The 26,707-nt window shown below is 68.9% G+C and carries 21 protein-coding genes and 1 pseudogene; 14 read left to right on the forward strand and 8 right to left on the reverse strand.

Features of this window, described 5'->3' with window-relative positions; translation table 11 throughout:
• From IEY36_RS09750 to pehA, 5 genes are all read right to left on the reverse strand, one after another.
• Positions 1-987 carry an ABC transporter ATP-binding protein gene (locus tag IEY36_RS09750; RefSeq protein ID WP_188966858.1) on the reverse strand — a complete coding sequence of 329 codons (987 nt, stop codon included), beginning with the start codon at positions 985-987 and terminating at the stop codon, positions 1-3.
• On the reverse strand, positions 984-1,946 hold the full coding sequence (locus IEY36_RS09755) for an ABC transporter ATP-binding protein (protein WP_188966859.1): 963 nt from the start codon (positions 1,944-1,946) through the stop codon (positions 984-986). The genes IEY36_RS09750 and IEY36_RS09755 overlap by 4 nt, the downstream gene beginning before the upstream one ends.
• A gap of 83 nt (positions 1,947-2,029) precedes the next feature.
• Positions 2,030-3,646, reverse strand: a complete 1,617-nt coding sequence (locus IEY36_RS09760) for an ABC transporter substrate-binding protein (protein ID WP_188966860.1) — start codon at positions 3,644-3,646, stop codon at positions 2,030-2,032.
• A 4-nt stretch (positions 3,647-3,650) separates the two neighbouring features.
• Positions 3,651-5,273, reverse strand: coding sequence for an ABC transporter substrate-binding protein (locus IEY36_RS09765; protein ID WP_188966861.1), 1,623 nt, complete (start codon positions 5,271-5,273; stop codon positions 3,651-3,653).
• Positions 5,274-5,295: 22 nt separating this feature from the next.
• A complete protein-coding gene (pehA, locus tag IEY36_RS09770) occupies positions 5,296-6,837 on the reverse strand; it encodes a phosphoric/sulfuric ester hydrolase PehA (protein WP_188966862.1) in 1,542 nt (513 codons plus the stop codon).
• A 179-nt stretch (positions 6,838-7,016) separates the two neighbouring features.
• On the opposite strand from pehA, the gene IEY36_RS09775 reads away from it, so the two are divergent.
• Both IEY36_RS09775 and IEY36_RS09780 read left to right on the forward strand, forming a co-directional pair.
• On the forward strand, positions 7,017-7,769 hold the full coding sequence (locus tag IEY36_RS09775) for an SDR family NAD(P)-dependent oxidoreductase (protein ID WP_188966863.1): 753 nt from the start codon (positions 7,017-7,019) through the stop codon (positions 7,767-7,769).
• 152 nt (positions 7,770-7,921) lie between these two features.
• Positions 7,922-9,172 carry an MFS transporter gene (locus IEY36_RS09780; RefSeq protein WP_188966864.1) on the forward strand — a complete coding sequence of 417 codons (1,251 nt, stop codon included), beginning with the start codon at positions 7,922-7,924 and terminating at the stop codon, positions 9,170-9,172.
• A 34-nt stretch (positions 9,173-9,206) separates the two neighbouring features.
• Here IEY36_RS09780 and iolE read toward each other — a convergent pair whose 3' ends face one another.
• Both iolE and iolD read right to left on the reverse strand, forming a co-directional pair.
• Positions 9,207-10,097, reverse strand: a complete 891-nt coding sequence (gene iolE / locus IEY36_RS09785; protein ID WP_188966865.1) for a myo-inosose-2 dehydratase — start codon at positions 10,095-10,097, stop codon at positions 9,207-9,209.
• A 1-nt stretch (position 10,098) separates the two neighbouring features.
• A complete protein-coding gene (iolD, locus tag IEY36_RS09790; RefSeq protein WP_188966866.1) occupies positions 10,099-11,931 on the reverse strand; it encodes a 3D-(3,5/4)-trihydroxycyclohexane-1,2-dione acylhydrolase (decyclizing) in 1,833 nt (610 codons plus the stop codon).
• A gap of 82 nt (positions 11,932-12,013) precedes the next feature.
• On the opposite strand from iolD, the gene iolG reads away from it, so the two are divergent.
• The 8 genes and pseudogenes from iolG (at position 12,014) to IEY36_RS09835 (ending at position 21,042) form a co-directional block, all read left to right on the forward strand.
• Positions 12,014-13,012 carry an inositol 2-dehydrogenase gene (gene iolG / locus IEY36_RS09795; RefSeq protein WP_188966867.1) on the forward strand — a complete coding sequence of 333 codons (999 nt, stop codon included), beginning with the start codon at positions 12,014-12,016 and terminating at the stop codon, positions 13,010-13,012.
• Positions 13,009-13,791, forward strand: a complete 783-nt coding sequence (locus tag IEY36_RS09800; protein ID WP_188966868.1) for an SDR family oxidoreductase — start codon at positions 13,009-13,011, stop codon at positions 13,789-13,791. Before iolG ends, IEY36_RS09800 begins: the two co-directional genes overlap by 4 nt.
• Positions 13,788-14,564, forward strand: coding sequence for an inositol monophosphatase family protein (locus tag IEY36_RS09805; RefSeq protein ID WP_188966869.1), 777 nt, complete (start codon positions 13,788-13,790; stop codon positions 14,562-14,564). Before IEY36_RS09800 ends, IEY36_RS09805 begins: the two co-directional genes overlap by 4 nt.
• An 80-nt stretch (positions 14,565-14,644) precedes the next feature.
• Complete coding sequence (locus IEY36_RS09810) at positions 14,645-15,673, forward strand: ABC transporter substrate-binding protein (protein WP_188966870.1); 1,029 nt, start codon at positions 14,645-14,647, stop codon at positions 15,671-15,673.
• Between the two features lie 18 nt (positions 15,674-15,691).
• Positions 15,692-17,824: an ABC transporter permease gene (locus tag IEY36_RS09815; RefSeq protein WP_229681230.1), complete on the forward strand. Its 2,133-nt coding sequence runs from the start codon at positions 15,692-15,694 to the stop codon at positions 17,822-17,824.
• Positions 17,825-18,281: 457 nt separating this feature from the next.
• Positions 18,282-19,319 carry an ABC transporter ATP-binding protein gene (locus IEY36_RS09820; RefSeq protein ID WP_188966872.1) on the forward strand — a complete coding sequence of 346 codons (1,038 nt, stop codon included), beginning with the start codon at positions 18,282-18,284 and terminating at the stop codon, positions 19,317-19,319.
• Positions 19,320-19,874: 555 nt separating this feature from the next.
• Positions 19,875-19,943, forward strand: a pseudogene (locus IEY36_RS31315) (hypothetical protein); the annotation flags it as partial.
• Positions 19,944-19,974: 31 nt separating this feature from the next.
• Positions 19,975-21,042 (forward strand): SDR family oxidoreductase, encoded by a 1,068-nt coding sequence (locus IEY36_RS09835; protein ID WP_268238116.1) that lies wholly within the window; start codon positions 19,975-19,977, stop codon positions 21,040-21,042.
• Positions 21,043-21,136: 94 nt separating this feature from the next.
• On the opposite strand, the gene IEY36_RS09840 is transcribed toward IEY36_RS09835, so the two are convergent.
• Positions 21,137-21,745 carry a TetR/AcrR family transcriptional regulator gene (locus IEY36_RS09840; RefSeq protein ID WP_229681231.1) on the reverse strand — a complete coding sequence of 203 codons (609 nt, stop codon included), beginning with the start codon at positions 21,743-21,745 and terminating at the stop codon, positions 21,137-21,139.
• A 108-nt stretch (positions 21,746-21,853) separates the two neighbouring features.
• Between IEY36_RS09840 and IEY36_RS09845 the strand changes: the two genes are divergently transcribed.
• The 4 genes from IEY36_RS09845 to IEY36_RS09860 are packed head-to-tail and all read left to right on the forward strand — an operon-like array spanning position 21,854 to position 26,695.
• The gene (locus IEY36_RS09845; RefSeq protein ID WP_188966874.1) at positions 21,854-22,729 is read left to right on the forward strand and encodes an FAD binding domain-containing protein; all 876 of its coding nucleotides are present in this window, start codon (positions 21,854-21,856) and stop codon (positions 22,727-22,729) included.
• Complete coding sequence (locus IEY36_RS09850; protein ID WP_188966875.1) at positions 22,726-23,211, forward strand: (2Fe-2S)-binding protein; 486 nt, start codon at positions 22,726-22,728, stop codon at positions 23,209-23,211. The genes IEY36_RS09845 and IEY36_RS09850 overlap by 4 nt, the downstream gene beginning before the upstream one ends.
• A complete protein-coding gene (locus tag IEY36_RS09855; protein ID WP_188966876.1) occupies positions 23,208-25,604 on the forward strand; it encodes a xanthine dehydrogenase family protein molybdopterin-binding subunit in 2,397 nt (798 codons plus the stop codon). Before IEY36_RS09850 ends, IEY36_RS09855 begins: the two co-directional genes overlap by 4 nt.
• Before the next feature lie 26 nt (positions 25,605-25,630).
• Entirely contained in the window at positions 25,631-26,695 is a 1,065-nt protein-coding gene (locus IEY36_RS09860; RefSeq protein ID WP_188966877.1) for a C4-dicarboxylate TRAP transporter substrate-binding protein, read from the forward strand.
• Positions 26,696-26,707: the final 12 nt, after the last annotated feature.

Below are 26,707 nucleotides of genomic sequence, written 5' to 3' on the forward strand. Positions count from 1 at the left end.
CTATGCAGCCTTCGCGATGGCGGCCGGCTCGGCCAGGTGGCAGGCGACGCGGCGACCGTCGGGATGGTCGCGCAGGCTCGGCGCTTCGGTCGAACAACGGGCGACCGCGACCGGACAGCGCGGATGGAAGGGGCAGCCGCTCGGGCGCGCCGCCGGGTTCGGCGGATCGCCCTGCAGCACGATACGATTGCCGCCACGGCCGGGATGCGGGATCGCCGAGACCAGCGCCCGCGTATAGGGGTGCTGGGCGTCATGCAGCAGCGCGTCGGGCGTTCCTTCCTCGACGATCGTGCCGAGATACATCACGGCGACGCGTTCGCTCACCTGGCGTACCGCGCGCAGATCGTGGCTGATGAACAGCACCGCCATGCCGTGTTCGGCCTGCAACTCCACCAGCAGGTTCATCACCTGCGCCTGGATCGAGACATCGAGCGCGCTGATCGGTTCATCACAGACTAGCAAGGCGGGCTCGGTGGCGAGTGCGCGCGCCATCACCACACGTTGCCGCTGCCCGCCCGAGAGTTCATGCGGATAACGCAGCGCCTGGTCGGGCCGCAGGCCGACATTGCGCAGCAGCGCCTCGACCCGGGCGGCACGCGCAGCGGCATCACCGATACCGTGGATCTCAAGCGGCTCGGCAATCTGCGCGGCGACATTCATGCGACGGTCGAGCGCGCCGAGCGGGTCCTGGAACACCATCTGCATGCGCGCGCGCATCGCCCGCCAGGCGGCGGTGCCGGGCGGCGGCATGATGCGCCCCTCGAATTCGACGCTGCCGGCATCAGGGGTCTCAAGGCCGAGCACCATGCGCCCGGTGGTGGATTTGCCGCAGCCCGATTCCCCAACCAGGCCGAGCGTACGGCCGCGTTCGAGGGTGAGCGAGACACCGGCCACCGCGGTGATGTCCACTGAGCGGCCGAGCAGGCCGCGACGCATGCCATAGCGGCGCACCAGGTCGCGCGCCTGGAGCAACGGGGTGTTCCTCATGCCGGCACCATCTCGCGGACGGCGAGGATGCAGGCGGCACTATGCGCGTCGCCGACCGCGACATGGGCCGGAATGCGCGCCTGACAGGCGGCGCTCGCATGGGGGCAGCGCGGCGCGAAGGCGCAGCCGGGCGGCATCGCCCAAGGCTCCGGCACGCCGCCGGGAATCGCGGCGAGCGGCTTGCGCGGCCCGTCGATCGGCGGCAGCGCGGCGAGCAGGCCCTGCGTGTAGGGATGCGTCGGGCGGGCGAACAACGAGGCAGCCGCCGCCTGTTCGACGATGCGCCCGGCATACATCACGGCGACTTCGTCGCAGGTCTCGGCGACAACGCCGAGATCATGGGAGATCAGCACCAGCGCCATGCCCATCTCACGCCGCAGACGGTTCAGCAGATCAAGGATCTGCGCCTGGATGGTGACGTCGAGTGCCGTGGTCGGTTCATCCGCCACCAGCAATTCGGGCTGGCCGGCCAGCGCCATCGCGATCATCACGCGCTGGTTCTGCCCGCCCGAGAGTTCATGCGGATAGGCGTCGAGCCGGCGCGCCGCATCGGGAATGCCGACCAGGTCGAACAGTCGCTTCGCCTCGGCGCGCGCGGCGCCGCCAGTGATGCCGCGATGCAGGCGCAACGCCTCGACGACCTGCGTGCCGAGACGATGCACCGGATTCAGGCTGCTCGCCGGGTCCTGGAAGATCATGGCGACGCGGCCGCCGCGCACGCGATCGAGCGTCGCCGGCGGGGCCGCCAGGATCTCGTCGCCCGCCAGCCGGACCGAACCGGTGACCCGCGCGCGCCCCGGCAGCAAGCCGAGCGCTGCAAGCCATGTCACCGACTTGCCGCAGCCGGATTCGCCAACCATGCCGAGCGCGCCGCCTGGCGGGATATTCAGATCGACACCGCGCAATGCCGGCACACCGTCGAAACTGACGGCGAGGTCGCGGATCGTGACCAAGCTCATATCGGCAGGACCAGGGCGTGGGCGCGCCCGGCGCCCTCGATCATGCGGCGAGAACCGGCGCCTCGAACCATCTTGGTCATCGGTCAGACCCCCCAGTTGCTGGCGCGGAAATCCATCAGGAATGCCTGCGCGGCACGCCAGCGAATGTCCTTCCGCTTGGCTGTGAAGGTCGCTGTCTGGTGCAGCACCGTGTAGAGCGGGTCCTCGCGCTCGGCGATCTCGAGCATGCGGCGGAACACCACGCGACGACGCGGACGATCGGTGCTGGTCTCGAGCTCCACCGAAAGCCGGTTGAATTCCTCGTTGCGCGATTCGCCGACCTGCTGGCTCTGCCCCTGCGGTCCGAAGGACGCGGAGATCGAGGAGACCGGGTCGCTGAACACCGCGCTGTTCGACCAGTCGCGCACGGCGCGCGGACTGTTGCGATCGAAGATCTGGCCCCAGTTCTCCTTCATGTCGATCTGCACGTTGAGACCGACCTGGCGCCACATCTCGACCAGGATCTGCGCCGTGGCGGTCTGGTTGGTGTAGTAGTTGTTCAGCAGGCGATACGGGATCGGGTCGCCGCGATAGCCGGCCTCGCCCAGCAGGCGGCGCGCCTCGGCGGGGTCGAAGGCGGGCACCGACCAATCCGCCTGGAACATCTCGCCATAATATTCCCATTGCAGCCCCTTCGGCACCGCGGTGCGTCCGGCCCACAGGCTGTCGACGATCACCTGGCGATCGATCGAGTGCGTGAAGGCGCGGCGCACACGCGCATCGCGCAGCTGCGGATGGTTGGTGTCGAACACGGTCAGGCGGTGATTGGTGATGGTGCTGCCCACCACTTCGAAACGCAGGTTGCGTTCGATATCGACGATCTGGTCCGGGTTCACGTCACAGGCGAAGTCGTATTCGCCGGACAGCAAGCCATTCACGCGCGACGCTGCCTCGGGCACTTCGACGAAGCGGATGCGCCGCAGCGGTGGCCGGCCGCCCCAGTACTCGTCGAAGGCTTCCAGCACCAAGTCGCGGTCGGGGCGGAATTCGGCGACACGGTAAGGCCCCGTGCCGATCGGCTTGCGTGCCCAGGCAAGCCAGCTCTCCGCCTCGGCGAAGCCGCGCTGCGAGCCGATCATGCCGACATTACGCGCAATGCGGCCTTCGAGTGTGACATCCGGCGTGCGGTTAACGAAGCGGACAACGCCAGGTCTCACAATCTCGATGCGTTCGAAGCCCGGATAGGTCCGCCGGGCGATCGCCGGCACCTCGGGCGGTGGTGCCTTGCCGGCCGCACCGGCGGCGCTGCTGCTGAACAGTGTCGCACCGGCCTGCTGCCCGCCCGCGCCCCAGAGCCGTTCCGGCCCGAAGGAGAAGACGACATCCTCGGCCGTCATCACATCGCCATTGTGGAAGCGTACGCCCTGCCGCAGGTCGAGCTCCACCGTGCGGTCGTCGATGCGCCGCCAGGCGGTGGCAAGGCCCGGCCGCAGCGACAGGTCGCCGATCCAATCCGTGTCGATCAGCATCTCGGCATAGCAGCCGAAGACGCGGCTGCCGACATTGGACTGCTCGCGCGCCATCTCCAGCGTATTGCTGTTCACCACCTTCTGAACGGCGATGGTGATGGCAGGTCGCTGATCCGCCTGGGCGAGGCCCGGGCGCGGCAGCGTCAGCGCGGCGGCGCCTGCCAGCGCCGCCCGGCGGGTCAGCTTGGTCATGGCCTCACGCGCCCCAATTGCTGGCGCGGAAGTCCATCGCGAAGGCCGGCGCGACCTTCCAGCGGATATCCTTGCGCTTCGCCGTGAAGGTCGCGTTCTGGTGCAGCACGGTGTAGGCGGGGTCCTCGCGCTCGGCGATCACCAGCATGCGCTGGAACACGACCCGGCGACGCGCGCGATCGGTGCTGGTCTCGAGTTCGACCGACAAGCGGTTGAACTCATCATTCGACCATTCGCCAACCTGCTGCTGCTGGCCGTTCGGCCCGTGCTGGTTGACCAGTGAGGAAACCGGATCGCTGAACAGCCCCGAATTCGACCAGTCGCGCACCGCGCGCGTCGGCGAACGCTCGAGGATCTGCGACCAGTTCTCCTTCATCTCGATCTGCACGTTGAGCCCGACCTGGCGCCACATCTCGACCAGGATCTGCGCCGTGCCGACCTGGCCGGTGTAGTAGTTGTTCAGCAGGCGGTACGGGATCGGCTCGCCGCGATAACCCGCCTCGCGCAGCAGGCGCCGCGCCTCGGCCGGGTCGTAGGCCGGCACCGACCAGTCGGCGATGAACATGTCGCCGTAGAATTCCCACTGCAGCCCCTTCGGGATCACGGTGCGCCCGGCCCACAGGCTATCGACGATCGCCTGCCGGTCGATCGCATGGGTGAAGGCGCGACGCACCAGCGGGTTGCGCAGCTGCGCATGGTTCTTGTCGAACACCGTCAGGCGATGGTTCGGGATGGTGCCGCCGACCACCTCGAAGGCGGCGTTGCGCTCGATGCCGCTGATCTGGTCGGGCGGGATGTCGCAGGCGAACTGGTATTCGCCCGACAGCAGCCCGTTCACGCGCGAGGCGACTTCCGGCACCTCGACGAAGCGGATCTGGCGCAGCGGCGGACGCCCGCCCCAATACTCGTCATGCGCGACCAACGTCAGCGAATGGTCGGCGCGGAATTCCGCGACCTTGTACGGGCCGGTGGTGACCGGCTGGCGCGACCAGTCGAGCCAGGTCGGCGCCGCCTCGAAGCCACGCTGGCTGCCGATCTCGCTGCCATAGCGCGCGAGGCGGCCTTCCAGCGTGACGTCCGGCGTGCGGTTGATCCAACGCACCGTATGGCGGTCGACGATCTCGAAGCGCTGGAAGCCGGGGAAGGAACGATTGGCCACCGCCGGTACTTCGATCGGCAGTTCCTTGCCGCCGCGCGTCGGCATGCCCTCGCCGACGCGGATCGTGCTGCCGCTGTTCGGGCCATTCGGGCCGAACATGCGGTCATTGCCGAAGGAGAAGACAACATCCTCCGCCGTCAGCTCCTCGCCATTGTGGAACTTCACGCCCGGGCGGAGCTTGAACTCGACCACGCTGTCGCTGATGCGCCGGTTCTCGACGGCGAGCACCGGGACGGTCTCTAGACGGCTGCCGTAGTCGCGCCCGAGCAGCCCTTCCCAGATCGAGGTGAGCAGCACGCGCTCGCCGACATTGGATTGTTCGCGCAGTGGCTCCAGCGTGTTGGAGTTCGACACCTTCTGCACCGCAACGGTGATGGACGGCCGCTGGTCGGCCTGGGCCAAGGCGACGCGCGGCAGGGTGAGCAGGCCGGCGCCGCCGGCAAGTAGGGATCGACGATCGAGGCGCATGGAGGGGGTTCCTTCGTCGCGGTCAGGCGGTGGGGGCGAGGCGATTTTCCAGGCCGTGCGGCGTGGCGCGCAGATGCGTCAGCGTCCGCTCGGCGTGGTTCATGCGATGCGACAGCGCGAGCTGCGCGTAGTCGCGTATCTCGGCGGCATGGGCGGGGTCCTGCGCCAGGTTGGTGAACTGGTGCGGGTCCTTCTCAAGGTCGAAGAACAGCGGCGGCAGTGCGGCGAAATGCACGTATTTGCGCCGCTCATCCTGCACCACCATCAGCGATGCTTCGTCCATGCCGAGGCCCAGCACGCCCTCCGGCTGGCTGTAGTAGACGTCGCGGAAGTCGTATTCATAGGTGAGGAAGCGCCGCCAATCGGCCGGCCGGCTGCCATGCACCACCGGCAGGATCGAGCGCCCGTCGCAGCTGCGCGGAATCTCGCCGCCCAGCCAGTCGAGGATGGTCGGCATCACGTCGACGCTCTCGGTGAAGGCGGCCTCAATGCGCCCGGCGTTTTCGGGCGCGTCGGGGTCCTTCACCACCAGCGGCACGCGGAAGCTCTCGTCGAAATAGCCGATCTTGCCGAGCAGGTGATGGTCGCCGAGCTGCTCGCCATGGTCAGAGGTGAAGATCACCATCGTCTCGTCCCACTGCCCGGTCTCGTCCAGGTAGTCGAAGACGCGGCCAAGACAGTCATCGACCTCGCTGATCATGCCGGCATAGGTGGCGCGCATCTGCGCGATCTCGGCGGCGTCGAGTTCCGCGCCACGCCCATCGGCGCGCTCGAAGAAGGAGGCCTGGCGGATGGCGTCCAGATAGTGGCCGAGCAACGGATGCTGCGCCGCTTCCGCCTCGGCGCTGGCGGCGCGGATGGGCGCCGGCATGTCCTCTGGCCTGTACATGGCGTGGTAGGGCGCGGAGGCGACGAAAGGCGGATGCGGACGCCAATAGCCCAGATGCAGGAACCAGGGCTTGTCACCCTTGCCCTTCAGATAGGTCAGCGCGCGTTCCGTGAAGTACGCGCTGTCGGACAGCGCTGCCGGAATGCGGCAGGGCAGGGCGGTCGCACCCGGCACGGCGTCCTCGCCTTCAGGCAGCCAGATATCGGTGCGGCGATCCGGCAGGGGGTAGCCTGTCTGCGCGAGCCAGCCGAAATACCCATCCATCGAAGGCTCGAAGGCCCCTACGCTGCGGAACCCATCCATCAGGTCGCCCAGCGTGGTGAAGCGGGGGTCGCGCGGCCCGGTGGTGCGCGGGTCGGGCGTGGAGGTGGTGTAGCCGATCAATGCCGGGTCATAGCCGGTGAAGCGCAACGCCTTGCCCAGATTCATGTGCCGCGCATCGAGTGGCACCGTGTTCTGCACGGCGCGATGGTTCATCAGATACTGGCCGGTCAGGAGCGAGGCGCGCGCCGGCCCGCAGGGCACCGCGGTCGTCACATGGTTGCGGAAGGTCACGCCCTCGCGGCACAGCCTGTCGAGATTGGGCGTCCGCAGCCATGTCGCGCCCAGATGCGGGACGAAGTCCGCCCGCCACTGATCGACCACGATGAGCAATACGTTCCGTCGTCCCGCCATGCCTTCAGCCCCCAACAGTGGCGGCGGGTTAACCCAGGCTGGCGACGATGCGATGACGACTGTGTTGCGATCCTGTGATGGCGGGCCCGCGCGGCGGCCGGCGTATGGATGACCACCACGCTTGCCCGTAAACGGCTTCCGACGCACCCTGCCCGGGCCCGAAGGGCTGGAGGAAACGCATGGAACTCAAAGGCGCAGTCGCCCTGGTCACGGGCGGCAATGGCGGACTCGGGCAGCGCATCTGTCATGCCCTGGCGCGCGAAGGCGCTCATATCGCCGTGATGTACGCGGCGAGCCGCGACCAGGCCGAGGCTGTCGCGCGCGACATCGCCGCCACCCATGGCGTGCAGGCCGCCGCCTTCGCCTGCGACATCACCGATGGCGCCGCGGTCACGCAGCTTGTCGCTGGTGTCACCGCCCATTTCGGCCGGCTCGACATCCTGGTGAACGACGCCGCCTTCAACAAGGCGATCCCGTTTCCCGACCTCGATTCGCTGACCGAGGAGGTCTGGCAGAAGATCATGGCGGTCAACCTCACCGGCCCGATGCGGCTGACCAAGGCGGTCGCCCCAGTGATGAAGGCGCAGGGCCAGGGACGCATCATCAACATCGCCTCGGTTGCCGGGCTGACCCCGACCGGGTCGTCCATCGCCTATGCGGTCTCCAAGGCCGGGCTGATTCACCTGACGCGCTGCATGGCGGTCGCCCTCGCCCCCGAGACGCTGGTCAACTGTGTCGCGCCCGGGCTGCTCGACGGCACCCGCGCCACCGCCAATCTCCGCCCCGAGCAGGTTCAGAACGCCGCGGGCAATGCCCTGCTGAAGAAGCCGGCGGACAAGGATGACTGCGCCGACATGGTCGTCACCATGTGCCGCACCGGCACGATGACCGGCCAGACCGTGGTGATCGACGCCGGCCGCGTCTTCCACTGAGAGGTTGTTTGGAAGCGCACCAACTGGCGCGTTTCCGTGTCCGGCACCGGCCTGGCCAAACAGGTTCTGACCGCCGCCCCCCGCCCGGCGCATGCCAGACCCGGGCCGGGGAGGCCTTTTCCCTCACAGCGCGTTAGGCGAAATATTTCTCCATGACCTCGCCCGGACAGACGGTTCAGCGCCTGGACCGGCGCACCCAGACAAATCTGTTCCTGCTCGCCGCCTGCCAGGCGCTCGGGCAGGCCTGCAACACGATGATGTTCGCGGCGACCGCGCTGTCGATCGTCACCTTCTATCCGGACCGCGACCTGGCGACGCTTCCTGTCACGCTGCAGCATCTCGGCGTCATGCTCTCGGTCTTCCCCGCCGCGCTGCTGATGCAGCGGCACGGGCGGCGGGTCGGCTTCCGCACCGGCTCCGCCTTCGGCATGGCCGGCGCGGTGGTGATCGGCACCGGCCTGTACCTCGCGAATTTCTGGATCATGTGTCTGGGCGGGCTGGTGCTCGGCTATGCCGTCGCCAGCCTGCATCAGTACCGCTTCGCCGCGGTCGAATTGGTGGCCGCACCCTGGCGCGCCAAGGCGATCTCCTGGGTGACGGCGGGCGGTGTCGCCGCGGGCGTGATCGGTCCGTCCCTGGTGCGGGTGACCCATGACCAATGGATGCCGATCTATCTCGCCACCTATGCGGCGATGTTCGCGGTGCATGCAACGGTCTTCGTCGTCGTCTCCTTCATCCGCTTCCCCGCCGTGCCGGTCGGTACCGCGCCGGCCGCCAGCAATACCACCGGCGCGGGCCATATCGCCCCGCCGCGCCCGCTGTTCGAGATCGCCACCCAGCCCCGCTTCATGGCCGCAGTCATCGCCGCCATGGTCGCCTTTGGCGTGATGTCCTTCCTGATGAGCGCCTCGCCGCTCGCCATCGTCGCCTGCGGCCTGCCGCATGCGGAAGCGCATTGGGTGATCTTCCTGCATGTGATGGGCATGTTCGTGCCGGCCTTCTTCACCGGCAGCCTGATCATGCGCTTCGGCACCACCCCGGTGATGCTGGCGGGCATCGCGCTGTTCGCCCTCGGCGTGGTGGCGGGCCTCGGCGGGCTGGATGCGTGGAATTTCCGCATCGCGCTGATGCTGAACGGGGTGGGGTGGAACTTCCTCTTCGTGGGCGCGACGACGCTGGTGACCACCTGCTACCGGCCGAATGAGCGCGGCAAGTCCCAGGCGATGAACGACTTCCTCGTATTCGGCACCACGGCGACGGCGTCCTTCCTGGCCGGCTTCCTGCAGGAGCGGCTGGGCTGGTTCACGCTGAACTGGTTCTCGGTGCTGCTGTTGGTGGTGGCGTTGGGCGCGGTCGGGTGGCTCTGGGTGCAGGAAAGGCGGCCGGCCGCCGCGACGGCCTGAACCGGCTCTCCTCGCAGGCGCGGGCTCCGACCCGCTACCGCGTGAAGGCGCGCGCCGCCAGCGCCGCCGCGTGGTCATGGCCCAGCCGCGCATAGGTGAGGGGGTGCGCCTTCGCCGGGTCCTGTTCGGCCTCCACTACCAGCCAGCCGGCATAGCCACCTTCCGCCAGCACGCCGAACACCGTGGCGAAATCCACCGCGCCATCGCCGGGCACGGTGAAGACGCCTTCCAGCACGGCGGCCAGGAAGGGCAGGTCCTGCCGCAGCGCCGCCGCCATCGTTGCCGCCCGCACATCCTTGCAATGCACATGCGCGACGCGCCCGACATGGCGCCGCGCGGCCCGGAGCGGATCGCCGCCGGCATAGGCCAGGTGCCCGGTGTCGAGCAGCAGTCCGACTTCCGGCCCGGTCTCGGCCATCAAGCGGTCGATCTCGGCCTCCGATTGAACCACGGTGCCCATATGGTGGTGGTAGGCGAGACGCAGCCCGCGCGAGGACATGCGCTGCGCCATCTCCGTCATGCGCGGGGCCAGCACCGCCCAATCGGCATCGCTCAGCACCGGGCGGTGCGACAGCGGCGTCGTCCGCTCGCCATGGATGGCGCGCGAGACCTCGGCAAAGACGCAGGCGCCGCAGCCCATCGCCTGCAACAGCGCGAGATGCGGTTCGGCCGCCGACATCTCGGCATCCACATCGCGTTCCAGCAGCCGCGACCCATACCAGCCCGACGCCAGCGCCAGCCCGTGCCGCGCGAGGATCGGCCCCAGCGTCGCCGCGTCGCGGGGGAATTTGTTGCCCAGTTCCACCCCCGCGAAGCCGGCCTGCTTCGCCTCGGCGAGACACGTCTCCAGCGGCGTCTCCGCGCCCAGTTCGGGCATGTCGTCATTGGTCCAGGTCAGCGGATTGATGGCGAGGCGGATGCTCATCTCAGGCTCCGAGGCGCTGGCGCGCGCGATTGGTCTCGTATTCGGCGCGGGCGCGTTTCTGCGCGGCGTCGCGCGGGGCGGCGGTCACCGGCACGTCCCACCAGGCGCCGCCCTCCTGGGTCGAGGATTGCGGGTCGGTTGCCACCACCAGCACGGTGGTGCGTCTCGCGCGCAAGGCGCGGGGCAGGGCGGCTTCGAGCCCGGCAATGCCGTCCACGGCGACAGCGTCCGCACCGAGGCTTGCCGCATGGGCAGCGAAATCAATGGGCGGCGCGGCATCGGCCAGCAGGTTGTTGAACGGCGCCCCGCCGGTGCCGCGTTGCAGCCGGTTGATGCAGCCGAAGCCGCGATTGTCGAGCAGCACGATGGTCAGCTTCGCCCCCATCGCCACCGAGGTCGCGATCTCGCTGTTCATCATCAGATACGATCCGTCGCCGACCATCACGACGACCTCGCGCTTCGGCATGGCCAGCTTCGCGCCGAGCCCGCCGGCGATCTCGTATCCCATGCAGGAGAAGCCATATTCGAGGTGGTAGGACGCCGCATCGGTGGCCCGCCACAGCTTGTGCAATTCCCCCGGCAGCCCGCCGGCAGCGCAGACGACGATGCCATCGCGCGGCATGGCGCGGTTCACCGCACCCAACACCTGCGCATCGCTTGGCACCACGCCCGGCTTCGGTGCGGCGGTGATGCGGTCGACGACACTTGCCCAGCGCGCAGTGGCCGTCGCGGCGCGCTGCATCCAGCCACCTGGCGCTGTCCAGCCTTCCAGCGCGGCACCGAGCGCCGCCAACCCGCGCGCGGCATCGGCGACCAGCGGCAATGCGCCATGCTTGGCCGCATCGAAGCCCGCGACATTCAGCCCTACCAGCCATGCCTGTCCAAACAGCGCCCGCGACCCGGAGGTGAAATCCTGCAACCGCGTGCCGATGGCGAGCACGAGATCCGCCTTCGCCGCCAGCGCATTCGCCGCCGCCGATCCGGTCACGCCGATCGCGCCTGCATTGTGCGCATGGTCCCAGGCCAGACTGCCCTTGCCGGCCTGGGTTTCCGCGACCGGAATGCCATGCGCATCGGCGAAACGCGCGAGCGCCACCTCGGCACCGGCATATTTCACGCCACCCCCGGCGATGATCAGCGGGCGCTTCGCGCGGCGGATCGCCTCGGCGGCCTCGGTCAATTCACGCGCATCCGGTTCCGGCGCGCGGAAGCGATGCAGGCGCGGGCGGAAGAATACGGCCGGCCAATTGAAGGCCTCGGTCTGCACATCCTGCGGGAAGGCGATGGTCGCGGGACCGCATTCCGCCGGATCGGTCAGCACGCGCAGCGCGGCGGGCAGGCTGGCGAGCAGCTGCTCAGGCCGCATGATGCGGTCGAAGAAGCGCGAGACCGGGCGGAAGCAATCATTCGCCGTCACGGTCGCATCGCCGAAGCATTCGACCTGCTGCAACACCGGGTCCGGCCGCCGGTCGGCGAACACGTCGCCTGGCAGAAACAGCACCGGCAGTCGGTTCACATGCGCGACCGCCGCCGCCGTGACCATATTCGTCGCCCCCGGCCCAACCGAGGACGTGCAGGCCATCATCCGTCGCCGCGCATGGGTCTTGGCATAGGCGATGGCGGCATGTGCCATGGCCTGCTCGTTATGTGCGCGGAAGGTCGGAAGCCGCTTGCCGGCGGCCTGCAAGGCCGGTCCCAGCCCCGCGACGTTGCCATGCCCGAAAATGGCAAAGACGCCGCCAAACAGCGGCAGGCGGTTTCCGTCGATCTCGGTCTCCTGGGCCGCCAGGAATCGGATCGTCGCCTCGGCCGCGGTGAGGCGGATGGTCGCCATGACGTTTCCCCCGAGGATTTGACGGCGTCGTAGTGTTACGGATGGATGGAGAGGGCCACAAGCGGCCCCTCGAGGGAACGCCATGCTCGTCTTCGCGCAATTCGGTGCCGGCCGGATCGGGGCCATCCACGCCGCCAACCTGGCGGCCAGCGGCGGGGCGCGCCTCGCCCATGTGGTCGATGTGCATGAAGCGGCGGCCGCCTCGCTCGCCGCCCGCCACGGCGCCGAATCCTCGGATGCGTTGACTGCCCTGCGGGACCCGGCGGTGGGCGCGGTGATCATCGCCTCCTCCACCGACACCCATGCGGATCTCGTCATCGCCGCCGCCAAGGCCGGCAAGGCGATCTTCTGCGAAAAGCCGATCGACCTGTCGCTGGCGCGGGTGGACCAGGCGATCGCCGCCGTCCAGGCCGCCGGCGTGCCGATGCTGGTCGGCTTCAACCGCCGCTTCGACCCGAGTTTCGCCGAATTGCACCGCCGCATCCGCACCGGCGCGATCGGCGTGGTGGAGCAGGTGGTCATCACCAGCCGCGACCCCGGCCTCCCGCCGGTCGAATACCTCCGGGTCTCCGGCGGCCAGTTCCGCGACATGACCATCCATGACTTCGACATGGCACGCTGGATGTTGGGGGAAGAGCCGGTCGAGGTCTTCGCCTATGGCGCGGCCCTCGTGGACCCCGCAGTCGCCGCGGTCGGCGACACCGACTCCTGCATGGTGCTGCTGCGCACCGCCTCCGGCCGCATGGCGCATATCAACAATTCCCGCCGTGCCTCCTACGGCTATGACCAGCGGGTCGAGGTGCATGGCAGCCTCGGCCGCCTGATGGCCGGCAACCGAGTGCCCACCACCGTCGAACAGGCCGATGCGCAATCGGACAGCCGCGAGAAGCCGTTGCATTTCTTCCTCGAACGCTACGCCGATGCCTATCGCCTCGAGCTCGCCGCCTTCATCGAGGCGGTGACGCACGGCACGCCCGTGCCGGTCGGCGCGCAGGATGGCCGCCAGGCACTGATGCTTGCCGAGGCCGCGCTGCGCTCCCTGCGCGACAACCGCCCCGTCAAGGTGAGCGAGGTCGCATGAGCGCGCTGCCGAAGGTGTCGCTGGAAGGCCGCGTGGTGCTGGTCACCGGCGGCACCCAGGGTATCGGCGAGGGCATCGCCCGTGCCGCCGCCGAGGCTGGAGCAGCGGGCATCTGCATCACCGGGCGCGACGCGGCGCGTGGCGCGCGTGTCGCCAACACGCTTGGCGCAAAGGCGTGCTTCATCGCCGCCGACCTCGCCGATGCCACGGCCACCGCCCGCATCGTCCAGCAGGCCGAAGCCGCCCTCGGCCCCGTCGATGCGCTGGTCAACGCGGCGGGCCTGACCGATCGCGGCACCATCACCGACACACCTATCGAATTGTGGGACCGGCTCTTCGCGGTGAATGCCCGCGCGCCCTTCATCCTGACCCAGGCGGTCGCGCGGCGGCTCAAGGCGCTCGGGCGGCCCGGTGCCATCGTCAATGTCATCACCATGTCGAGCTATGGCGGCCAGCCCTTCCTGACCGCCTATGCTGCCTCCAAGGGCGCGTTGGCGACGCTGACGAAGAACACCGCCCACGGCCTGCGCGCCGACCGCATCCGGGTGAACGGCATCAATCTTGGCTGGGCGGATACGCCGGGCGAGCACGCGATCCAGGCGCGCGACGGCAATCCGTCCGACTGGCTGGAGCGCGCCGCGCCCGCGCAACCCTTCGGCCGGCTGATCGAACCGCGCGACGTCGCGGGCCTGGCGGTCTATCTGCTGTCCGACGCCGCGGCGATGATGACCGGCGCCTTGATCGACTTCGACCAGAACGTGATGGGAGCCTATGGATGAATGACCTCGCCCGCCGCCGTGACGCGGCCGCCGCCATCGCCATCGAGGCCGCCGTCCTCGCCGCGCGCCTGCGGTCCGAAGGCGGCGGCGTCGCCAGCCTCAAGGGCGCGCAGGACTTCATCACCGAGGCCGATGGCGCCACCGAGCGCTTCATCCGTTCCCGTCTGGAGCAGGATTTTCCGGGCGAAGCGATTCTCGGCGAGGAGATGGGCGGTGCGGTGGATGGCACCGGCCCGCTCTGGGTGCTCGACCCGATCGACGGCACCTCGAACTTTGCGCGCGGCGGCGACCGCTGGTGCGTCTCGATCGGCCTGGTCATCGGCAATCGCGCGGTGGCCGGTGCCATCGCCCGCCACGCGCCGGCCGAGATCTTCGCCGCCGCCGAGGGCTTCGGCGCCACGTTGAACGGCGCGCCGATCCAGGCCGCGCCGACCACCGATATCGGCCGCGCCATCATCGAATGCGGGTGGTCGCTGCGCCTGCCGATCGCGGTGTTTCATCGCATGGCGGCCGATGTCACCGCGCTCGGCGGTGGTGTGCGCACCGGCGGGTCGGGCGCGCTCGGCCTGGTGGAGAGCGCGGCCGGGCGCCTCGATGCCTATCTCGAACGCCACATCAATTCCTGGGACGCGGCGGCGGCCATCGTCATCGCCCGCGAGGCCGGCTGTTGGACCAACGGTTTCGACAGCGGCGACTGGCTGGCGCGCGGCAATCCGATCGGCGTCGGCGCCCCGGCGCTCGCCGCGCAACTCGCCGCCCTGCTGGAGGCTTGAACCGACGGCGCGGACAGGGCGTAATCGAACATCATAATCGGACCGGGGCACCAAGCCCTGGCCGTGGGAGGATTACCGCCATGGCGCTCCGTCGTACCTTCATGCTTGCTGCCGTCGCCTTCTCCACGCTGCTGCCCGGGGCGGCCCGCGCGCAGGGCAACCTCACCGTCTATTGCTCGGTGCAGGAGGAGTGGTGCCGTCCCATGATGGCCGCCTTCGAACGCGCCACCGGCATCCGCGTCGCCATGACACGCAAATCCTCCGGCGAAACCCTGACGCAGATCCGCGCCGAGGCCGCCAACCCGCGCGGCGATGTCTGGTGGGGTGGCACCGGCGACCCGCACATGCAGGCCGGGCAGGAAAACCTGACCGAGGAATACCGCTCCCCGCGCCTGGCCGAGTTGCAGCCCTGGGCAGTGCGGCAGGCCGAACAGGCGCGGTTCCGCACCGTCGGCATCTATGCCGGTGCACTCGGCTATTCCTACAACACCACCGAATTGCAGCGCCGCCGCATCGCCGCGCCGCGCTGCTGGGCGGATCTCACGAAGCCGGAGTTCCGTGGCGAGGTGCAGGTCGCCGACCCGAACACCTCAGGCACCTCCTACACCATGCTCGCGACATTGGTGCAGCTCATGGGTGAGGAGCCGGCCTTCACCTACCTCACCGCGCTGCACCGCAACGTCAACCAGTATACGCGCTCGGGCGCGGCACCCGCGCGGGCCGCGGCGACAGGGGAAACGCTGGTCGGCATCACCTTCCTGCATGACGCGGTGACGCAGAAGGTCAACGGCGCGCCGGTCGAGATCGTCGCTCCTTGCGAAGGCACCGGCTACGAGATCGGCTCCATGTCCATCATCCGCGGCGCGCGCAACATGGAGAATGCCCGCCGCTTCTACGACTGGGCGCTGAGCCCCGAGGCGCAGGCGATCGCCGCCACCGCCAATTCCTTCCAATTGCCGTCGAACCGCGCCTCGCCCATCCCGCCCCAGGCGCCGCGCTTCGAGGATGTCCGCCTCATCGACTACGACTTCGCCCGCTGGGGCTCTGCGGAGGTCCGCACCCAGCTGCTGCAACGTTGGGACCGTGAGGTGCGCGCCGGCGCTCGCTGACCGGCCATGGGGGCATTGATGCTCGGGCGCGGCGCGCTCCTCGCCGCGCTGGCCGGGCTGCTGCTGGCACCCTGGTACGGGCTGGAGAACGGCGTCGAGGACCTGGCGTCTTGGCCCGCCGGCGTGGCGGCGCCGCTGGTGGCGTTGTTGCTCGGCGGCGATCGCTGGTGGCTCTGGCCCGTGGTGGGGCTGGTGGCGCTCCCTGTACCGGCACTGTTGGCCGGGCGAGCGCCGGGGCGACTGCTCGCCTGGTGTGGCCTGGCGATCATGGCGCTGGTCTTCGCGCAGGGCTACGCCATTGGGCTTCACGGCGCCGCGTTGCCGCTGCTCGGCACGCTGCCGCCGCAGGCGGCGCTGGGCTGGGGCGGCTCCTTGGTCGTGGGTGGCGGCATCGGGCTGCTCGCCGCCGGCTTCGCGGCGCAGGGGCGCTTCGGCGGCGATGCCTTCATCGCCTTGCTGGTGACGGGCAGCGCGGGGCTGCTGCTGCTGTTTGTCTTCGTCCCGCTCGCCACCATCCTGGCGGCGGCCGTGTTGGACGAAGGCCACTTCGCCCCCGGCGCGCTGATCCGTCGGCTGAGCGCGCCGGAAGCCTGGAGCCTCGCCTGTCTCAGCACTCACCAGGGCTGCGGCGTGGTGTGGAACACGACGCTGCTGGCGAGTTTGACGGCGACGCTGTCCACACTGATCGGCCTCGCCTTCGCGCTGCTGTCCACGCGCGGCCAAGTGCGGGCGCAGCCGGCCTTCCGGGCGATGACGATTTTGCCGCTGATCACGCCGCCCTTCGTCGTCTCGCTGGCGCTGATCGTGTTGTTCGGCCGCACCGGGCTGTTGACGACGGCCTTGTGGGACTGGTTCGACATCCCGCGCAGCCGCTGGATCTATGGCCTGCCCGGCGTGCTGCTGGCGCAGGTGCTGGCGCAGGCGCCGATCGCCTTCGTGCTGCTGGAAGGGGCCGTCCGCGCCATCGGCCCGTCGCTGGAGGAAGCCGCCTCGACCATGGGCGCGCGTCGCTTCACCGTGTTCCGCACCGTGACCTGGCCGCTGCTGCGCCCGGCGCTGGCTGCCTGCCTGCTGCTCGCCTTTGTCGAGAGCCTCGCGGATTTCGGCAATCCGCTCGTGTTGGGCGGCGACTTCGACGTGTTGTCGACGCGCATCTTCTTCGCCATTGCCGGCGCGCGGAACGACCCGGGGCGGGCGGCGGCGCTCGCCTTGCTATTGCTGGCGCTGACCTTCGGCGCCTTCGCGCTGCAGGCCTTGTGGCTTGGGCGGCGGAAGTACACGACCGTCACCGGCAAGGGAGATTCCGGCGTGGCGGCGCCGTTGCCGCGCGGGCTGAAATTTGCCTGTGGCGCCGTCGCCTGGCCGTGGATGATCTTCACCGCAGCGGTCTACGGCATCATCCTGGTCGGTGGCTTCGTGCGCGACATCGGGCGCGGCGACATGTCCTTCACCTGGCGCCACTTCCTCACCGGCTTCGAGGTGGAATGGCTAGACGGCCCGGCCTTCCGCGGGTCGGCCTGGGACAGCCTGTTCACCACCATCGAGGTCGCGGCGATCTCGGCGCCGCTGACGGCGGGCCTCGGCATCCTGCTCGCCTGGCTGCTGGCGCGGCAGGCCTTCCCGGGGCGGCGGACGCTGGAATTCATGACCATGCTGTCCTTCGCCATTCCCGGCACGGTGGTCGGCGTCTCCTACATCATGGCCTTCAACCTGCCGCCGGTGGAACTGACCGGCACCATGCTGATCCTCGTCATCTGCTTCGTGTTCCGCAACCTGCCGGTCGGCGTACGCGGCGGCATCGCGGCGCTGGCGCAGATCGACAAATCGCTCGACGAGGCCTCGGCCACCATGGGCGGCAGCGCCCTGCAGACGCTGCGCCGCGTCGTGCTGCCGCTGCTGCGCCCGGCCATCGTCGCCGCGCTGGCCTTCAGCTTCGTGCATGCGATGACAGCGGTCTCGGCGGTGATCTTCCTGGTCTCGGCACGGCACAACCTCGCCACGGTCTACATCGTCGGGCGGGTGGAGGCAGGGGAGATGGCGCTCGCCATCGCCTATTCAACCGTGCTGATCGTGGTGATGCTGGTGGTGGTGCTGGGCATCGAGAAACTGGTCGGGCGCGCGCAGATCGGGCGGCGGGTGGTGGGGGCATGAGCCGCGGCGAGCGCGCGGAGAGGGGCGCCGCCCCTCTCCGGACCTCACCCCGCCAAAGGCCTAAGGGCCTCTGGACACCTCGACCTGGCGTTGGGCAGGTGAGGCATCCCGGCCCGTATCTGGCGTGTCGGGCACGGGAGCGGGTTTCGGCGTCGATGCTGACAATGCGGCGCAGCGCCAATCAATGGCATGCGGAAGACCCAAGGCCCTTGGAAGCCGGTACTTGTTATGGGCCATTGCAGGCGGGATCGGAGCCCAACGCGGCTTTTGTTCTCGGCGACAATCTGCCGCGCCCGTCACCAAGTATTGGTGTCCAGAGGCCCTTAGGCCTTTGGTGGGGGAGGTCCGGAGGGGGCAAAGCCCTCTCCGGTTCCAGCGCGCTGCACGATCTTCGCGCGCATGGGGCGACGCCCCTCCGGCCTTCTCCGCACCCGCGCCGCCACAGGACGCCCCGCCCATGACCGCCGCCGCCATCCGCTTCACCGGCGTCACCAAGGCTTTCGGCCTGGTCCGCGCGGTCGACGACATCACCTTCGACCTGCCGCAGGGCGCCCTGGTCACGCTGCTCGGTCCCTCCGGCTGCGGCAAGACGACGACGCTGCGGCTTGTCGCCGGCCTCGAACTGCCAACGGCCGGCCGGATCGAGATCGAGGGTCGCGACGTCACCCGCCTGGCCGCCGCGGAACGGCGCATCGCCATGGTGTTCCAATCCTATGCGCTGTTCCCGCATATGAACGTGCTGGAGAACGTCTCCTACGGCCTCGTCGTCGGCGGCGCGCGGCGCCAGACGGCGGAGACGGAGGCGACAGCGATGCTCAAGACGCTTGGCCTGGAAGGCTTGGGTGCGCGACTGCCGGCGGAGCTCTCGGGCGGCCAGCAGCAGCGCGTCGCCGTCGCGCGTGCGCTGGTGCTGCGTCCACAGGTGCTGCTGTTCGACGAACCGCTGTCCAACCTGGACGCACGTCTGCGCCGGCGCGTGCGGGAAGATATCCGCGACTTGCAGAAGCGCCTTGGCCTGTCGGTCGTCTACGTCACGCATGACCAGCAGGAAGCGCTTGCCGTCTCCGACCTCGTCGTGGTGATGCGCGATGGCCGTATCGCGCAGAAGGGCACGCCGACCGAACTCTACGAAGACCCGGCGGACGCCTTCATCGCCGACTTCATGGGGGAGGCGAATGTGCTGGCCGGGGAGGTCCTCGCTCCCGGCCGGATCGCGGTCGGCGGCGCAGTACTGGAGACGGCAATGCGCGCGCATCCTGCCGGTGCCGCCAACCTTGCCGTGCGGCCGGAATCGATCCGCCTGACCGCGCCGGAGGAGGCCGGTGGCCTGCCCGGTCGCGTGCAGCGCGCCGCCTTCCTGGGCCAGACGCGCGAATATGAGGTGGAGACCGCCGCCGGCATGCTGTTTGTCGTCACCCCCGCGGCGGCCTCGGCCTGGGGCGAAGGCGCCGCCGTCGCCTGCCGGATGGACCGGGTGATCCCGCTGCGGGGCTGATCAGGCGCGCGCCGGCAGCGTCAGCGGGATCAACCCCATCTCCAGGCTGCGGGCAATGCGCTGCGCGCGTTCGGTCATGTGTGCCGCGCCCGCGGCGGTGAAATGCGCGCGCGCCGTCTCGGTGAACAGCGCCAGCCAACGGGTGAAATGCGCGGGCGTCAGCGCCAGGTGACGATGCGCCTGCATCGGCTGGCCGTGATAGTTGCCGGTCATCAGCGCGACGGAGGACCAGAAGCGCAGGATCGTCGCGATATGCGCCTCCCAATCCGGCACCGCGGCAAAGGCGGGGCCGAGCAGCGCGTCATGGCGGGCCGCGCCGTAGAATTCACGCAGGAAGGCCTCGATGAGGGCCGGATTCAATCCAGTGCGGGCCATCACCTCGGCGGTCAGGGCGGCGCGTCGTTCGGGGCCTTCGGGGATCGGCTCGCTCGGCTGCATCATGGATTCTCCGGTGGCGGTTCCGTATCCCGGCAATTGTGGTGTGGTCAATACCAATTCAGCGAAACCACGATCCTGCGCCTTCTCGCCGCCACCGATATCGACCTGCGTATGCTGATGCGCCTCGGCGCCGAACCCGACCGACGGCGCAGCACCGAGAACCTCGCCCAGGCGGTCGGCGTACCGCGCAACCACGTCCAGAAGATCATCCAGGACCTTGCCGAGGCTGGCTTGGTGCGGACCCGGCGCCGGCGCCGGCGGCGGTGTCGCGCTGGCCATGGCGCCGGCGACGCTCAGCCTCGGCGCGGTGGTGCGCCGCTTCGAGGCCGGCCAGGCCCTGGTCGGCTGCTTTCGCCCCGATGGCGGCGCCTGCTGCCTCTCCCCCGATTGCCGGCTGAAGGGCATGTTGTGGCAGGCGCGCGAGGCGTTCCTGGCGCGGCTCGACGCGACGACCCTGGCCGATTGCCGGCCCCCGCCTGCCGCCTCAGCCCGCCGCGTGGTATCGCGCAGGCAGACGCAGGAGGAACGCATGGCCGGAACACTCGCAGGCAAGGTCGCGCTGGTGACAGGCGCGGGCAAGAATATCGGGCGCGCCATCGCGCTGACGTTGGCGCGCGACGGCGCGACGGTGGTCGTCAACGGCCGCGCCGACGCCGCGGCGATCGAGGCTGTGGCCGACGAGATCCGCGCGGCGGGCGGCCAGGCGAGCGCGCTGCTCGCCGATGTCTCGCAGGAGGACGCGGTGGTGGCCATGGCAGCCGAGATCGTCCGCCGGCATAGCGGCATCGACATCCTGGTCTGCAATGCCGGACTGCGGCGGCAGACCTCATTCCTCGACATGTCGTTGGCCGAGTGGCGCGAAATCCTGTCCGTCGCGCTGGACGGCGCCTTCATCCTTGCCCGCGCCTTCGCACCGCAGATGATCGCGCGCGGCGGCGGCTCGATCGTCGCGCTGTCGGGCATCTCGACGCATGTCGGCACGCCGAACCGGGCGCATGTCTCAGCGTCCAAATCCGGGCTGGAGGGGCTGATGCGCGCGCTGGCGGTGGAACTCGGCCCACAGGGCATCCGCGCCAATTGCGTGGCACCCGGCGCGGTGGACACGACGCGCGGGGCGAGTGCCGGCGCGATGCCGCAGACCCTCGGCCGCGACCAGGGCATCCCGCAACGCCGCAAGGCAAGCGTGCAGGAGATTGCCGATGTGGTGCGCCTGCTGGCGGGCCCGGAGGGCGGCTACGTGACCGGCCAGACCATCCATGTGAATGGCGGGGCCTTCCTGACCTGACGGCGATACGCCGCCGCGACGGCATCTCGCGCAGGGTGCCCGGGCATCACCGGTGGCGGCGTGCCGTGCGCAGCTGTCGGTGGCCCGCCGAACGTCACGAAGCGGCCGCACAGCCGCCTAGAAAGCGCGCCACCGCGGACTCGATGACCGGGTGATGGTCGTCGGGCGTGGGCAGGCGATAGATGAAGCGGCGGATGCCGATATAGACGATGCCGCCATGGAGGTTCCACATATCCTCCATGGCCGGGCGATGCCCGCCCAGCGCCGCTGCGATCTCATCGGCCATGGGCGCGAGCAGCTTGTCGCCCACATGGCCGAGGTAGCGCTGGTTCAGCGCATCGCCCGCGAGCCCGGCCCACATGAAGATGCGCATCCATTCATAGGTGAAGATCGCCGCCGTATACTGCTGGTAGAATCGGCAGATGCGCTCGGCCAGCGGCACGCGACGATCGCGCAGTTCCTTGAGCCATCGCGGGTCAAGGCGGCCGAGATAGATGCGCTCGAACACCGCTTCCGTCAGTTCCGCCTTGCTCGCGAAATACTTGTAGAGCAGCGCCTGCGTCACGCCGGCACGGCGCGCCAGGTCGCGGGTCGTGCCGGCGAAGCCGACCTCAGCGAACCAGGCGACGGCGGCACACAGGATCTGCTCCCGCCGCGCCTCCGGGCCGAGGCGACGCCGCTTTGGTGGCGCGATTCCGTCCAAGCCGAGCCTTCCTTCGATCACCGTGCTTGACACGATCATGGGCTTCGGTGATCAAACGATCAACAAGCGACGGCGCCGCTCGAAGGCTTCGTCAGGGAGACGTTCCGGATGAAATGGCCGGCAATAGGTTATGCGCGGGCGACAAGCCTCGACGAGCTGTGGCGCCTCCAGGCCGAGCACGGCGCCGCGGCGCAGCTGCTCGCCGGCGGCCAGACGCTGCTCGCGACACTCGCCTTCCGGCTGTCTGACCCGAAGATCCTGCTGGACATCACGCGCATCGCGGCACTGCGCGGAATCGCCGTCCAGGACGGTGTCCTGCGCATCGGCGCGCTGACGCGTCATGCCGAGCTGGGGCGCGATCCGTTGGTGGCGCAGCACGCCCCGCTGCTGGCCGAGGCGGCGCCGCTGATCGCCCATCCCGCCATTCGCAATCGCGGCACGATCGGCGGTAGCCTGGCCTATGCCGACCCGGCGGCGGAACTGCCGGCCTGTGTCGTGGCGCTTGGTGCGACCATCGTCGCGGTGTCGCCGCGCGGGGAGCGTCGGGTCCCGGCCGAGGCCTTCTTCACCGGCCTGCTGCAGACCGCGTTGGCGCCGGACGAGATCATCGCCGCGGTGGAAATCCCCGGCACGCAACCGACGACGCGCAGCAGGATCATCGAAGTAGCGCGGCGCTCTGGCGATTATGCGATGGCGGGGCTGGCAGCGCGCTTGTCTCTCAATGCCGAGGGGCGGGTAACCTCGCCTCGGCTCGTCTTCTTTGGCGTTGGCAGCGGCCCCGTGCTGGCGGCGCGTGCCGGCGCGGCATTGGATGGATGGGTGCTGGATTCCGCCGCCATTGCCGCGGCACAAGCCGCGCTGGCGGAGGACCTCGACCCACCGGCCGACATGCACGGGCCGCCTGAGATGAAACGCCATCTGGCGCGCGTGCTTACGTTCCGCGCCTTGTCACCCCTCCTGCGGGCCTCGGAGGTCGCGGAATGAGTGCGCGCATCGACATCACCCTGATGGTGAATGGGGAACGCGTGTCGCGCAGCGTCGAGGCGCGGCGGCACCTGATCGACTTCCTGCGGCTCGACCTTGGCCTGACCGGCTCGCATGCCGGCTGCGAGCATGGCGTGTGCGGCGCCTGCACGGTGCGGGTGGATGGCGAGATCGTCCGCGGTTGCCTGGTGCTGGCTGCAAGCCTCGATGGTGCCGAGGTGACGACGATCGAGGGCCTGACCGACAGTGCCGAGGTTGCCGATCTGCAGGATGCTTTCGTCGCCTGCAACGCTGCGCAATGCGGCTTCTGTTCCCCCGGGATGGTGATGGCGGCGGCCGACATCCTGCGCCATCATCCCACCGCGACGCGGGAGGAGATCCGCGAGCATCTCTCCGGCAATTACTGTCGCTGCACGGGCTACCAGGCGATCGTTGACGCGGTGGAGCAGACGCTGGCGACGCGACGGGAGGACAGGCGATGAACGAGATCCGGACCGCGGACAGTCTCGGCCTCTCGCGCGAGGATTTGCCGAATTCCTATATCGGCCGCTCGGTGCCGCGGCCCAACCTGCCCAAGCTGGTGCAGGGCCGCGCGACCTACACCGATGACGTGGTGCTGCCGCGCATGCTGCACGCGGCCTTCTATCGCAGCCCGCATGCGCATGCGCGCATCCTCTCCATCGACAGCGCGGCGGCGATGCTGGTGCCGGGCGTTGTGCGCGTCTTCACCGGTGCAGACATCGCCAAGGTCTGCGACCCGTGGGTCGCCGTGCTGGCGCATCTGAAGGGCATGAAGTCGGCGCCGCAATACGCGCTGCCGCTCGATCGCGCGACCTGGCAGGGCGAAGCGCTGGTCGCCGTCGTCGCCGACAGCCGTGCGGCCGCCGAGGACGGCGTCGCCGCGCTGGAGGTGACCTTCGACCCCTTGCCGGCGCAGACGGATATGGCGACCGCACTGGCCCCAGGCGCGGTGGTGATCCATCCCGAACTCGGCGACAACCTGGCCTTTCAGCGCACCGCCGTGCAGGGCGATGTCGAGGCGGCCTTCGCCTCGGCGCATAAGGTGGTGGAGGCGCGTTTCGTCAGCGCGCGGCATACCGGCGTGACACTCGAACCACGCTCGATCATCGCCGATTTCAGCCGGGCCGATGACACGCTGACCGTGCATCTCGCCACCCAGGCGCCGCACATGATCCAGAGCGTCCTCGCCACGCAGCTGCACCTGGAGGAGGGCAGGGTGCGCGTCATCTGCAAGGATGTCGGCGGGTCCTTCGGCATCAAGGTGCATGTCTATCCCGATGAAGTCGCGGTCGCTGCCATCTCGCGCATTCTCGGCCGACCGGTGAAGTTCATCGCCGACCGCTTCGAAAGCTTCGGCTCGGACATCCATGCGCGCGACCACGTCATCACCGGACGCATCGGCGTGGATGCACAGGGCAAGATCCTCGCATTCGACATCGACGACCTGACAGGGATCGGCCCCTATTCTGTCTATCCGCGCACCAGCGCGGTCGAGGGCAACCAGGTCGTCAACCTTTGCGGCGGCCCCTACGATTTCGCGAATTACCGCTGCAGCACCACGGTTGTGCTGCAGAACAAGGTGCCGACCTGCCAATACCGTGCGGTCGGCCACCCGATCGCCACGGCGGTGACCGAAGGGTTGGTGGACATGGCGGCGCATGCGATCGGCATGGACCCGATCGAAATGCGCCGGCGCAATATGTTGCGCGACGACGCCTACCCCTACACCTCCCCGGCCGGCATGCGTTTTGAGGGGCTGTCGCATCACGCCTCGCTCGCGAAGCTGTTGGAGTTGGTGCCGGTCGACCGCATCCGCGCCGACCAGACCGCGAAGCGCCACAAGGGCGTCTACCGCGGCCTGGGCTTCGCTGCCTTCATCGAGCTGACCAACCCCTCGCCCTTCATGTACGGCATCGGCGGCGCGCGCATCTCGGCGCAGGATGGCGCCACGGTGCGCATGGACCCGGATGGCTCGGTCGTCGTCGCCTCCGGCGTGACGGAGCAGGGGCAGGGGACGGAGACCATCCTCGCCCAGATCGTCGCCCACGGCGTCGGCGTCGCAGTCAACAAGGTGCGCGTCGTCACCGGCGACACGCAGAACACCCCTTATGGCGGCGGCACCTGGGCCTGCCGCGGCGCCGGCATCGGCGGCGAGGCCGCGCTGCAATCGGCCATCGCGCTGAAGGACCAGATCCTGCACGTCGCCGGCACCATGCTGCAGGCGAGCCCAGCCACGCTCGACATCATGCTTGGCGAGGTGGTGGACAAGACGACGGGCACGCCCCGCATCAGCCTCGCCGAGATTGGCCGCGTCGTCTATTTCCGCGGCGACACGCTGCCCAAGGACCTGCCGCGCGAATTCGTCCAGACGCGCCACTACATCACCAAGGAATACCCCTTCGCCTTCACCAACGGCATCCAGGCCTGCTGGGTCGAGGTGGATACCGCGACCGGCATGGTGAAGGTGCTCGAACATTGGTGCGTCGAGGATTGCGGTCGCGTGATCAACCCGATGCTGGTGGATGAACAGGTCCGTGGCGGCATCGTGCAGGGGCTCGGCGGCGCGCTCTACGAACACTGCGTCTATGACGAGCAGGGCAATCTGCTGACCACCACCATGGCCGACTACCTGGTGCCGATGGCGGCCGAGATGCCCGAGATCCATGTCGGCCACGTCGAGACGCCGACCAAGGAAAGCCTGCTTGGTGCCAAGGGGGCCGGCGAGGCTGGCACGGCCGGCGCGCCGGGCGCGCTGATGAATGCGATCAACGACGCGCTGCGCCCGCTCGGCGCGGTGGTGACGGAACAGCCTTTCACCCCGGCACGCATTCTGCGTGCGCTGGATGCGATCTGAATAGAATCCCTGGGAGGAACAACAACATGATCACACCTCGCCGCAGCCTGCTGGTTGGTGCCTCCGCGCTGCCGCTTTTCTCGATCCGCGCGCAGGCGCAGTCGACGCTGAATATCACCATCGCCTCCAGCCACCCGGTTGCGGTGTTTTGGGTCGCCATGATGAAGAACGTGTTCCAGCCGGAGGTGGACAAGCTGCTCCGCGACAATGGCAACACGCACAAGATCAATTGGCGTGAAGCCTATGGCGGCACACTCTACCGCTTCCAGGACACGATGGAGGCGGTGCGCGACAATATCACCGACATCGGCTACGTCGGCACGCTCTGGGAAGGCAGCACCATGCCGCTTCAGAACGTAACCTATTTCACGCCCTTCGCCACCGGCGACCACGGCCTTGTGGCGAACACCTTCGAACGGATGAACGAGACTGTCCCCGCCATCCGACAGAACTGGGAAGGGCTCAATATGATCCCCTTCACCTCCTACATCACCGACAGCTACCACCTGTGGACGAATTTTCCGGTGAATTCGGTGGCCGACCTGCGCAACCGGAAGATCTCCGCGCCGGGCACCTCGGCCAACTGGCTGCAGGGCACCGGCGCGACGCCGGTCGATGGCGCACTGACCACCTACTACACCGACATCCAGACCGGCGTGTCGGAAGGCGCCCTGTCCTTCTTCGTAGGCATCCTGCCAACGCGCGTCTATGAAGTCGCGAAGTACATCACCAAGGTGGATATCGGTGCGATGTATGTCGGCGGCATCGCGGCCAACCGCCAGCGCTACAGCCGTTGGCCGGAACCGGTGCGCCAGGCAATGGTGACGGCGGGCAAGACCACGACGCAGCGCCACATCGAGGACGTCTCCCAGCGCATCGCCGCCGCGGAACGCGAGATGGTATCGAAGGGCGCGGTGATCTCCACGCTGCCGGCGGCCGACCGTGCGCGCTGGATCAGCGGCCTGCCCAACATCGCCAAGACCTGGGTCGACAGTTCCGGCCCGGCAGCGCCCGATGTGCTGCGTGCTTATTTCGCCGCGATCCGCGCCGCGGGTCAGACCCCGGGCCGCAACTGGGACCAGGAAGTCTGAAGACCGCGGGAG

Origin of the sequence: Neoroseomonas lacus, from assembly GCF_014644535.1 — a bacterium.
Lineage (GTDB): Bacteria > Pseudomonadota > Alphaproteobacteria > Acetobacterales > Acetobacteraceae > Neoroseomonas > Neoroseomonas lacus.

Excerpts from the sequence above, each read along its gene's own strand:
- IEY36_RS09750 (WP_188966858.1), bottom strand. The coding sequence starts at position 987 with ATGAGGAACACCCCGTTGCTCCAGGCGCGCGACCTGGTGCGCCGCTAT.
- IEY36_RS09755 (WP_188966859.1), bottom strand. The coding sequence starts at position 1,946 with ATGAGCTTGGTCACGATCCGCGACCTCGCCGTCAGTTTCGACGGTGTG.
- IEY36_RS09760 (WP_188966860.1), bottom strand. The coding sequence starts at position 3,646 with ATGACCAAGCTGACCCGCCGGGCGGCGCTGGCAGGCGCCGCCGCGCTG.
- IEY36_RS09765 (WP_188966861.1), bottom strand. The coding sequence starts at position 5,273 with ATGCGCCTCGATCGTCGATCCCTACTTGCCGGCGGCGCCGGCCTGCTC.
- pehA (WP_188966862.1), bottom strand. The coding sequence starts at position 6,837 with ATGGCGGGACGACGGAACGTATTGCTCATCGTGGTCGATCAGTGGCGG.
- IEY36_RS09775 (WP_188966863.1), top strand. The coding sequence starts at position 7,017 with ATGGAACTCAAAGGCGCAGTCGCCCTGGTCACGGGCGGCAATGGCGGA.
- IEY36_RS09780 (WP_188966864.1), top strand. The coding sequence starts at position 7,922 with ATGACCTCGCCCGGACAGACGGTTCAGCGCCTGGACCGGCGCACCCAG.
- iolE (WP_188966865.1), bottom strand. The coding sequence starts at position 10,097 with ATGAGCATCCGCCTCGCCATCAATCCGCTGACCTGGACCAATGACGAC.
- iolD (WP_188966866.1), bottom strand. The coding sequence starts at position 11,931 with ATGGCGACCATCCGCCTCACCGCGGCCGAGGCGACGATCCGATTCCTG.
- iolG (WP_188966867.1), top strand. The coding sequence starts at position 12,014 with ATGCTCGTCTTCGCGCAATTCGGTGCCGGCCGGATCGGGGCCATCCAC.
- IEY36_RS09800 (WP_188966868.1), top strand. The coding sequence starts at position 13,009 with ATGAGCGCGCTGCCGAAGGTGTCGCTGGAAGGCCGCGTGGTGCTGGTC.
- IEY36_RS09805 (WP_188966869.1), top strand. The coding sequence starts at position 13,788 with ATGAATGACCTCGCCCGCCGCCGTGACGCGGCCGCCGCCATCGCCATC.
- IEY36_RS09810 (WP_188966870.1), top strand. The coding sequence starts at position 14,645 with ATGGCGCTCCGTCGTACCTTCATGCTTGCTGCCGTCGCCTTCTCCACG.
- IEY36_RS09815 (WP_229681230.1), top strand. The coding sequence starts at position 15,692 with ATGCTCGGGCGCGGCGCGCTCCTCGCCGCGCTGGCCGGGCTGCTGCTG.
- IEY36_RS09820 (WP_188966872.1), top strand. The coding sequence starts at position 18,282 with ATGACCGCCGCCGCCATCCGCTTCACCGGCGTCACCAAGGCTTTCGGC.
- IEY36_RS09845 (WP_188966874.1), top strand. The coding sequence starts at position 21,854 with ATGAAATGGCCGGCAATAGGTTATGCGCGGGCGACAAGCCTCGACGAG.
- IEY36_RS09850 (WP_188966875.1), top strand. The coding sequence starts at position 22,726 with ATGAGTGCGCGCATCGACATCACCCTGATGGTGAATGGGGAACGCGTG.
- IEY36_RS09855 (WP_188966876.1), top strand. The coding sequence starts at position 23,208 with ATGAACGAGATCCGGACCGCGGACAGTCTCGGCCTCTCGCGCGAGGAT.
- IEY36_RS09860 (WP_188966877.1), top strand. The coding sequence starts at position 25,631 with ATGATCACACCTCGCCGCAGCCTGCTGGTTGGTGCCTCCGCGCTGCCG.